Below are 9,061 nucleotides of genomic sequence, written 5' to 3' on the forward strand. Positions count from 1 at the left end.
GGGCATGACGGTTGTTCACAAGCTCGCCGAGCGACCGGCAAAAGTTCGCGCTGGCGCACAGGATGGGGCGTGCAGGCTGGGCGAGGGCAGATCCCTGTGTTTTAATCCTCGCCACGTTTGCGGCAGCCGCCCCGTGCCGGGCCGCTGCCTTCGCTTTGGCAAGAGGCAGGTGAGCAAGATGCAAGTGACAGCAGAGAGCAAGTTTATCGGACTCGGGGTGGCGGGCAATTTCGCCGGTCATCTGGAGCAGGCCGGCGAGGCCTCGGATTTCGTGGCGGTGGTGGTGCGCGACACCAGCGCTCCCAAGGCGCTGTTCCCCTTCTACGTGCCGGGCCACCCCGGCCAGCTCGGCGTCTTCCCCTTGAGCGGCGACGCCATCTTCTTGCCGGAAGCGGCGGTGAGCGGCGATGAGAAGGTGCAGATAGAGCCGGAAGTGGCGCTCTGGTGCGAGCTGGAGTACGCGGGGGAGCAGGTGGTGGCCATCCATCCGCGCGCCTTTGGCGCCTACAACGACTGCTCCATCCGTCGTCCCAACGCCAAAAAGATCAGCGAGAAGAAGAACTGGGGCGAAGAGAGCAAGGGGCTGGCCCCCACGTTGCTCCCCCTTTCCCATTTCGCCGCCGGCTGCGAACTCGATGACTACCGCATCGCCTGCTATCTGGAGCGGGATGGCGAGCTGTACCCCTACGGGGTTGACAGCGCGGCGGTGGATTACAGCTACTTTCACGGCCAGCTGCTGACGTGGGCCATCGACAAGTTCAACCATCAGCAGGACGAGGGGCCGGCCGAGCACATCCAGGGGCTGCTGGCCCAGGCCGGGCGCCCGGCCCATGCCCTCATCAGCATCGGGGCCACCCGCTATACCCCGTTTGGCGAGACCCACTTCCTCAGGCCCGGCGACACTGCCTGCGTGCTACTCTATCCGGCCAGCCGTTATAGCGAAAGTGATATCCGCGAGGCCATTCGCACCCGTCAGTTCGGGCCGGACATGTCGGTGCTGCTGCAGGCGGTCAAGACCCGCTGATGACCAGGCCTTCCCCCGTGCTGGCGGGGGAAGGCCGGCCGCGCGTTGCATCCGCTATCCTTCCCCCTAGCGTTTGTTGCCTGATCCCGCTTACCCGGCCCGGCCATTTGGCTTACCATTGCTCTTTTTGCCGAACACGTTGTTGAACAATGGGGTAGCCGATGGGCGAGTTGAAAACCATGGGGTTGTTTCTGGTGACGGCGCTGGCCGAGATCCTGGGTTGTTATCTGCCCTATCTCTGGCTGACCCAGGGGCGCAGCGTCTGGCTGTTGCTGCCGGCGGGGTTGAGCTTGATGCTGTTTGCCTGGCTCCTGTCGCTGCACCCGACCGCGGCCGGGCGCGTCTATGCCGCTTACGGCGGCGTCTACATCTTCGTGGCCATCCTCTGGCTCTGGCTGGTGGACGGCATCCGACCCAGCCTGTGGGATCTGGTGGGGTCGCTGGTGGCCCTGTGCGGCATGGCCATCATCATGTTTGCCCCCCGCGAGGCGTGAAACCGCGCCGCTCGCAGCTCAAGGAGAAGAGGGATGACGCTCATCAGGGCCTGTACCCTGCAGGACATGGCCGGTCTGCTGGCACTCTATCGGGAATTGCGCCCCCATGACCCTGCGCTTGCGCCGGACGCTGCCCGCACGGCGCTGACGGCCTTGCTTGCGCAGCCTCATCTTCACCTGCTGGTGGCGGAGGTGGATGGCCAGCTGGCTGCCACCTGCCAGCTCGGCGTGGTAGCGACCCTGACCAACGGCGGCCGGCCGTTTGGCATGGTGGAGCACGTGGTGACGGCCTCTGCGTTTCGGTGCCGGGGCATCAGCCGGCAGTTGCTGACCCATGCCCTTGCGCTCGCCTGGCAGCAGGATTGCTACAAGGTGATGCTGCTGTCGGGGGAGGGGCGCGAGGCGGCCCACCGGCTCTATGCGTCGCTCGGCTTCAAGGCCGGCATCGAGAAGGGGTTTGTCCTCAAGCAGGTCGACGCCATGGCGCCGGCCGGGCAGGCTCCAAACAATCAATCTATTGAGTGAGTACGATATGAGACTGGAACAGCCATCGCGCGGGGATTATCAGGCCCTGATCGCACTGTGGGAGGCGTCGGTGCGCGCTACCCACCATTTCTTGCCGGATGAGGAGATCGCCACCCTGCGCGAGCTCATTCTGGAACACTACTTTGACGCCGTGACCCTCACTTGCGCCCGCAACGACCAGGGGATCGCCGGCTTTTGCGGGGTGCACGAGGGCAACATCGAGATGCTGTTCATCGACCCGGCGCTGCGTGGGGGCGGGGTTGGCCGCCTGCTAGTGGCCGATGCCATCGCCCGGCTGGGGGCGACCCGGGTGGACGTCAACGAGCAGAATGAGCAGGCGCTCGGCTTTTATCGCCACCTGGGCTTCGAGGTGGTGGGGCGCTCGCCACTGGACGGGCAGGGCAAGCCCTATCCATTGCTGCATATGACACTGGCAGGCCAGTGACACCGGCCCAGTAAAAAACCGCCCTCGGGCGGTTTTTTGTTATGACGGGATCAGGATGGCCTGTTACTCCTCGTTGGAGTTGTCCTGATAGTCGTCGCGCTGGGCCTTGGGCAGGCGGCGCATGGGGGTAAAGCCGATATCCTCGCCCACCACTTCCCGCTTGCGGGCTGGGGCGGGCTTCTTGCCGCCATCGCTCTTTGCCTTGCTCTTGCCTGCGGCGGATTTGCCGTTGCCGCCCTTGGCATTGGCGGCGCCACGGGCGCGCGGCGGGTTTTGTACCGGCTTGCTGCCCGGCAGGGTCTGCCGGCTCGGCTTGCCGCTGGGCTCATACCCTTCCAGGATCTCCACCGAGAGGGATTGGCCGATCAGCGCCTCTATCCCCTTGAGCTGGCCCAGCTCGTCCTGGCTCACCAGCGAGATGGCCTCGCCGCCACGACCGGCGCGGCCGGTGCGGCCGATGCGATGGATGTAATCCTCCGCCATCTGGGGCAGTTCGAAGTTGATCACGTGGGGCAGCTGATCGATGTCGAGGCCGCGAGCGGCGATGTCGGTCGCCACCAGCACCCGCACCTTGCCTTCCCGAAAATCCGCCAGCGCCCGGTTGCGGGCGCCCTGGCTCTTGTCGCCGTGGATGGCGACGGTATCGAGCCCGTCTTTTTGCATCTGCTGGGCCAGGCGATCGGCGATCTGCTTGGTGCGCACGAACACCAGCACCCGCTGCCAGTTGCCACGGCCGATCATGTGGGAGAGCAGCTCGCGGCGGCGTTCCCGGTCGACCTGGATGATGCGCTGGGTCACCTGCTCGGCGGCGGTGTTGCTGGGATCCACCTCGATCAGGGTGGGGTCGTTGAGCAAATCATCCGCCAGCGCCTTGATCTCGCTTGAGAAGGTGGCGGAGAACAGCAGGGTCTGCCGTTCGGCCGGCAGCGCCTTCATGATGCGGCGAATGTCGACGATGAAGCCCATGTCGAGCATGCGATCCGCTTCGTCCAGCACCAGCACTTCCAGCTCGGACAGGGTCAGCGCCCCCTGGGTCAGCAGATCCAGCAGGCGGCCCGGAGTGGCCACCAGGATGTCGATGCCGAGCTTGATGGCATCCAGATTGGGCTTGATGCTGACGCCGCCGTAGGCGATCAGGGTGCGAAACGGCAGGTGGTGGGCATATTTGATGATGCTCTCACCCACCTGGGCAGCCAGTTCGCGGGTCGGGGTCAGCACCAAGGCCCGCACCTGACGGCGGCCACGGCCATGGTTGGCCAGCAGGCGCTGCAGCATGGGCAGGGTGAAACCGGCCGTTTTGCCTGTGCCTGTCTGGGCGCCGCCGAGCACATCCTGTCCGGCCAGAATGGCGGGGATGGCTTGTTGCTGGATGGGGGTTGGCTGTTCGTAACCCAGCTCCTTGACGGCCCGCAGGATGTGCGGAGACAGACCCAGTTCGTTGAATGACATGTTCGAGAGAGACTCCTCTGGTGAGCCTTGGGCTCAGCGGATGGCAGGTGCGCTGGCACCCGCCACAAGATGGAAATGATAACGGGGGCGTAATATAGCAGATGCGCGCCCTGCACGCAGCAGCCGTGTCGCGTTGTCCGGCCGCCGCGTGCAGCGGCCTCAGAGCAGGGCCTGGATATCGTCTCGCAGGCTCTCGGGTTTGCTGGTGGGGGCAAAGCGTGCCACCACCTTGCCGTCCCGGTCGATCAGGAACTTGGTGAAGTTCCACTTGACGTTCTCCAGCCCCAGCAGACCCGGTTGCTCCTTCTTGAGCCACTGATAGAAGGGGTGGGCCTGCTCGCCATTGACCTCGCACTTGGCCATGATGGGGAAGCTGACCGGATAGTCGAGGGAGCAGAAGCGGGCGATCTCCTCTGCATCTCCCGGCTCCTGGTGGCCGAACTGATCACAGGGGAAGCCCAGGATCATCAATCCCTCGGGCCCCAGCTCCTGATAGAGCGCCTCCAGTCCGGTGTACTGGGGGGTAAAGCCGCAGCGGCTGGCGACGTTGACCACCAGCACGACCTGGCCTTGCAGGGTGGACAAGGGCAGTTCGGTACCGTCAAGGCGTTGCAGGATAAGGTCGGGCAATGACATGAAGCACTCCTGTTGCATGGGGCCCATTCAGGGCGTATCACTCCACGGTAACGGGCGCGACGACGCGGAGCAAGCGCCGCTTTCCCCTTTGCCATGAAAGATCTGGCCCGGTCTGAGGCAATTAGAGTGCGCCGGATCACAGGCTGGCGAGGGCGACCAGATAATGGGGGCCTTGTGCGCTCGGATAGCGTATTGATGGTGGGACTTCTGAGGATAAGCAAACCGGTTTGTGTCTTGCCCTGGAAGTCGCTAAAAAGCGCCCTCTCTCCACTTGTTGCGAGTCAATCTTGGACTATCAAGCCGTCATGGATGCCATTTACACCCGGGGATGGGTGATAGTGGATGATTTTTTAACCGCCGCCGAGGTGGATGCCCTCAAGGCGTGTCTGCCGGATGCGTGGCGGCCGGCGGGGATCGGTCGCGATGCGCTGCATCAGGACAATCGCGCCATTCGCCGGGATCAGATCCACTGGCTCGAACCCTCCCTCGGTGCGCCGGTGGCCGACTATCTTGCCCGGATGGAGGCACTGCGGCTGGCCGCCAACCGGATGCTGATGCTGGGGCTGTTCGACTACGAGGCCCACTTTGCCCGCTATCGCAGCGGTGACTTCTATGCCACCCATCGCGACGCCTTCGCCGGGCGCTCCAACCGCCGTCTCACCTCGGTGTTCTACTTGAACAACGACTGGCAACCCCAGGCTGGCGGGGTGCTGCGGATGTACGATGACGACGAGCAGTTTTTGATGGATGTCTCGCCCCGGGGCGGGCGGCTGGTGTTGTTTTTATCCGAAGAGTTCCCCCACGAGGTGTTGCCCGCCAACCAGGAGCGCTACAGCATCGCCGGCTGGTTTCGGGTCAACGGCAGCGGCAACGGCCGGCTCGATCCGCCGCGCTGAGTTCTTTTCATCCAATTTCTGACACAGGCGGGAATTTTTATGGCCCTTGTCGGCGGATGGGGCTCCCATCGGCTGACAAGGCTCGATCTCCCTTGCTACACTGGCCCGCACTTATCTTCGTATCTGGCTTCGTCCGGTTTTAATGCGGTTGGGTTTTAAATGGTGATGGCGAAGCCGCTTTTCCCAAGGGATCACATCTAATGAAGAGGCCGGAATATGCAGCCAAATCAATCAGATGTGCAACCTTCGATAGCCCCTTCAAGGGTCTGCATTGACGTTACAACTCGTAGTTCAACTGGGCGTTCATTCATCCGGTTGCGGACGTCTGGACGGCTAAGCGCTTGGTCTGGTACACTGGCCTTACCCGCTGGGGAAGACCCCGAGGAAGTCCGCAAGTTCGTAAACGAGAAGGTAAAGCCAGTGTTCAACTCATATTCCCATCTGATAGCACCGTCTAAGTGGGACGCAATGTCATACCTTCAGCGTCTGATGCTTCAGCGAGGCTGGGGAGAGGAACGGGCATTGGCTGTTATGATTGAGCTTGAACAGAAGGCCATGAGAGGCCCTGAGCCGAAGACAGTAAGGGACTGGCGCTATGTCATGACCGAGACGTTGAAACCTTATGGTGAAGCGTTAGAGCCTGTACAAGAAGAGTTGACAGAGGCCGCTGCTACCAGCATTAGACCTGAAGAGGTGGCCCTTGTTGCCAGTGTTAAGCAGACGCCTATTACCAGTGACAATACCTCTATAACGGTTTCCGAGGCGTACAGCCGCTTTATCACCTTGAAGTCTGGCCCTGCTGGGGACTGGAAGAGTAGCACCGAGTCCACACACCGAGCGAACCTCCGCAAGGTTGAATCTCTAGGTCTGGGCGCATTGGCTGTCGAGAGTCTGGCTCGAAGTGACCTCGAAGAGGCTCGCCTTGCCATGATTGATAGCGGTATGCGGTCAGGGGCCATCAATAATGTGTTCCGTTACCTCCGACAAGCTATCAATGATTGCGCTATTGCATACGCTGCTGACCATGACTGGGATTGGCAACGCACCAGACAGACCCTAGCTGACTTTAAGCCTATGAAGGATACAGCCGCAAAGGTTGCCCGCCATTGGTCACAAGAAGCCTGTCAGAGAGCAGACAAGGCCTTATCTGAGGGTCTGGACGGGGAGTTATCCGCCAAGTCCACTGGGAGCCGTCAGGCGCTTCAAAGAGGAGCCCTTTGGCATCTGAGGTTAGCCCTTGCGACTGGAGCCAGAAAGTCCGAACTTGAGGACCTACACAAGAATGACATTCAGTTCGACCCTGAGTCAGGTAAGGCCGCATTGCATATCAGGGGAACGAAGACTGAAGCCGCAGACCGCTTTATCCCACTTGTAGATGGCCTGCTTGGTTTCCCCTTGGGGGAGTTCCTAGAGTTCATCAAGACGCTACCACAAGGTGATTCAAGCGTGATTCATGGGCGTTCAATCGCTGGTCTGACCCAAGACATCCGAGAGGGATATACCTTGGCAGATGGTACAGGTTTAACTGTCCATGGTCTTCGGCATACCTTCGCAAGCAACATCACAGCAATGGGTATCGACTCCAAATCGTTCGATACGCTTATGGGGCACGGAGGGTCAGACGATAGGTCATTGCAGAAGCGATACAGCACGGCAGCCTTTGAGCTAGCCCGTAAGGACTGGCTGACGTTACACGATAAGCTGACCGAGGCTATGACCGGAAAGCCGACCTTCATGGTGTGATGCTCTCGATTAGAAAATTATCAGAAATTTATGAGACCCCATGTAATTGTATACAGCAGCGGGAATACCCCCGTATACCCTTCAAGTTCATACACTTAGGCGCGCTCCTGCGTGAAGAGTTCTCATTTAGAGGCCTTTAACTTCGCCTCAGATAGACCAAAGAGCTGTATTCCTCGATAGAACTGTGAAGTGACAAGCAGTGGCGACCATATGATGGTTCGTTGGTGTCGTGGCGGTGTGTGGATGCAGAGAGCAGCCTGCTTGTCTGGTTCATACAGTTCTCATACAGTCCTTATTCAGCGTTGGTGAATTATGGTTCGCGCCCTATTGACTCCATATACACACAACAACTTAAGGGCCGCCGTATGACCAGCAAGTGTTCCACCCTAAAAGCAACCATGTTCAATGTGAGCGAATATGCAGAAGTAAAGGCTTTGCGGGCTGCTGCGCCAACTATCATCCTCGTTACTGGACTTTTGCTGCTTGCAACAGGTTGTACTTCTGTATCGAAATTCAAGGGGCCGCAGGGTGAGAACATGGTACAAGTCAACTGCTCGGGAACTATGCGTGATTGGTCAGGATGCTATCAAGCGATTGCAGAGGCTTGCCCTAGTGGATACGCCATCGTAGACAGGCAGCAGCAGGCTGGCGCGTTTAGCATGTACAACATGGATACTGGCGGTTATGACAGGGTTAACACAATGACCCGTGAAGCTGTTGCCGTGTGCAAGTAAACCTTAAGCGCACTTCACTGAATGTAGCCTAGGGGATGCTCAATATAGAGCCAAGGACGGCAATGCAAGACAAGGGGCCTGACAGGCTGGGTCTCTCATCGGTGTTCCATAAAGTGTTATCTCTGTGTCCCTATCTGTATGTTTTCAATCTCAAGTTTACCGCTTTGTCAACCGCTTTAATTAACCCAGACTATAGGGAGAGACTGCACAAAAAGTTTCTCTATCTGCCGCCCTTCGTGAATTAACCCACACAGAAGGGAGATGCGCTGTGTCCACTGACACTGACACCACCACACCAGTAGCACTATCAATCCACACATGGAGTAGAACCCAGAGCTTGAACACTCAGTTCATCACGCTTTGCAGTTGACCACCAGTGACCACGTAACGCTAGCGATTTGGCTGGCCATAGACAACCTGAAAGAGGAGGGCCGAGAGGCTGCCTTGGGGAGGGACTATTTGTCTATCGGATTGATACTTTATTAACGTACTCTTTGGGCCTCAGGCACCCATCACAGAGGAATTGAATATGACCAAGGTAATTAATACTTTGGTAAGTGGGAGGCCACGATAATAAGGTTGCTAGCTTACTAGCGTTATTGGCTACAGGCCAGACCTTGTTAAATACATTGAGTTAAAGACATCTGGTTAAACTTAAAAGACCAATTGAAGGTTTGACCAGACAGAAGAGAACCAAGGTTTAGATGGATTAATATTGATAATTAAAATTCATCAAGACAAAGAGTAACACCTTGGTAAGAACTCAATGTTTCAACTCCCGATATTCCCATTCTGGTCTCAGCAATGGGTCTCGATACTCTCTGATTTCACCCTGATAAACCTGTCTGTGTTAACCACTTTAATTAACCCCGACTATAGGGACAGAGAGCGATAAACTTTCTGGTCTCAATCTGCAAGGTCTCCAAATTGGGTAGCTTGCAACCTTGGTCTACTGCCATTGACCATCGCTAGGTAACTAGGGAAGGTGCGAACAAGTCCCTGATATGAGATCATGTTTGTCATCTGGAGCCATGGAACAGGGTTCATCATGAGTCATCAACTTACCTTCGCCGACAGTGAATTCAGCAGTAAGCGCCGTCAGACCAGAAAAGAGA

General features: G+C 58.5%; 9 protein-coding genes. 7 read left to right on the forward strand and 2 right to left on the reverse strand.

Annotated elements, in window-relative coordinates:
* Positions 1-178 precede the first annotated feature (178 nt).
* From PG881_RS08335 to PG881_RS08350, 4 genes are all read left to right on the forward strand, one after another.
* Positions 179-1,024, forward strand: a complete 846-nt coding sequence (locus PG881_RS08335; RefSeq protein ID WP_270799242.1) for a DUF5718 family protein — start codon at positions 179-181, stop codon at positions 1,022-1,024.
* Between the two features lie 161 nt (positions 1,025-1,185).
* A complete protein-coding gene (locus PG881_RS08340; protein WP_011706244.1) occupies positions 1,186-1,518 on the forward strand; it encodes a YnfA family protein in 333 nt (110 codons plus the stop codon).
* A gap of 33 nt (positions 1,519-1,551) precedes the next feature.
* Positions 1,552-2,043: a GNAT family N-acetyltransferase gene (locus tag PG881_RS08345; protein ID WP_270799244.1), complete on the forward strand. Its 492-nt coding sequence runs from the start codon at positions 1,552-1,554 to the stop codon at positions 2,041-2,043.
* A 7-nt stretch (positions 2,044-2,050) separates the two neighbouring features.
* On the forward strand, positions 2,051-2,488 hold the full coding sequence (locus PG881_RS08350; RefSeq protein WP_016350593.1) for an acetyltransferase: 438 nt from the start codon (positions 2,051-2,053) through the stop codon (positions 2,486-2,488).
* 63 nt (positions 2,489-2,551) lie between these two features.
* Here PG881_RS08350 and PG881_RS08355 read toward each other — a convergent pair whose 3' ends face one another.
* Both PG881_RS08355 and PG881_RS08360 read right to left on the reverse strand, forming a co-directional pair.
* Positions 2,552-3,937 carry a DEAD/DEAH box helicase gene (locus tag PG881_RS08355; protein ID WP_029301011.1) on the reverse strand — a complete coding sequence of 462 codons (1,386 nt, stop codon included), beginning with the start codon at positions 3,935-3,937 and terminating at the stop codon, positions 2,552-2,554.
* Between the two features lie 159 nt (positions 3,938-4,096).
* Positions 4,097-4,573, reverse strand: coding sequence for a glutathione peroxidase (locus tag PG881_RS08360; RefSeq protein WP_270799246.1), 477 nt, complete (start codon positions 4,571-4,573; stop codon positions 4,097-4,099).
* Positions 4,574-4,860: 287 nt separating this feature from the next.
* On the opposite strand from PG881_RS08360, the gene PG881_RS08365 reads away from it, so the two are divergent.
* From PG881_RS08365 to PG881_RS08375, 3 genes are all read left to right on the forward strand, one after another.
* Positions 4,861-5,469, forward strand: a complete 609-nt coding sequence (locus PG881_RS08365) for a 2OG-Fe(II) oxygenase (RefSeq protein ID WP_016350596.1) — start codon at positions 4,861-4,863, stop codon at positions 5,467-5,469.
* Between the two features lie 468 nt (positions 5,470-5,937).
* On the forward strand, positions 5,938-7,212 hold the full coding sequence (locus tag PG881_RS08370) for a hypothetical protein (protein ID WP_270799248.1): 1,275 nt from the start codon (positions 5,938-5,940) through the stop codon (positions 7,210-7,212).
* A 365-nt stretch (positions 7,213-7,577) separates the two neighbouring features.
* Complete coding sequence (locus PG881_RS08375; RefSeq protein WP_270799250.1) at positions 7,578-7,946, forward strand: hypothetical protein; 369 nt, start codon at positions 7,578-7,580, stop codon at positions 7,944-7,946.
* Positions 7,947-9,061: the final 1,115 nt, after the last annotated feature.

The organism is Aeromonas sp. QDB54 (assembly GCF_027707385.1).
Lineage (GTDB): Bacteria > Pseudomonadota > Gammaproteobacteria > Enterobacterales > Aeromonadaceae > Aeromonas > Aeromonas hydrophila.

Bases quoted from the DNA above. Each gene is read 5' to 3' on its own strand.
- PG881_RS08355 (WP_029301011.1), bottom strand. From the start codon at position 3,937: ATGTCATTCAACGAACTGGGTCTGTCTCCGCACATCCTGCGGGCCGTC.
- PG881_RS08370 (WP_270799248.1), top strand. From the start codon at position 5,938: ATGTCATACCTTCAGCGTCTGATGCTTCAGCGAGGCTGGGGAGAGGAA.
- PG881_RS08340 (WP_011706244.1), top strand. From the start codon at position 1,186: ATGGGCGAGTTGAAAACCATGGGGTTGTTTCTGGTGACGGCGCTGGCC.
- PG881_RS08360 (WP_270799246.1), bottom strand. From the start codon at position 4,573: ATGTCATTGCCCGACCTTATCCTGCAACGCCTTGACGGTACCGAACTG.
- PG881_RS08375 (WP_270799250.1), top strand. From the start codon at position 7,578: ATGACCAGCAAGTGTTCCACCCTAAAAGCAACCATGTTCAATGTGAGC.
- PG881_RS08350 (WP_016350593.1), top strand. From the start codon at position 2,051: ATGAGACTGGAACAGCCATCGCGCGGGGATTATCAGGCCCTGATCGCA.
- PG881_RS08335 (WP_270799242.1), top strand. From the start codon at position 179: ATGCAAGTGACAGCAGAGAGCAAGTTTATCGGACTCGGGGTGGCGGGC.
- PG881_RS08345 (WP_270799244.1), top strand. From the start codon at position 1,552: ATGACGCTCATCAGGGCCTGTACCCTGCAGGACATGGCCGGTCTGCTG.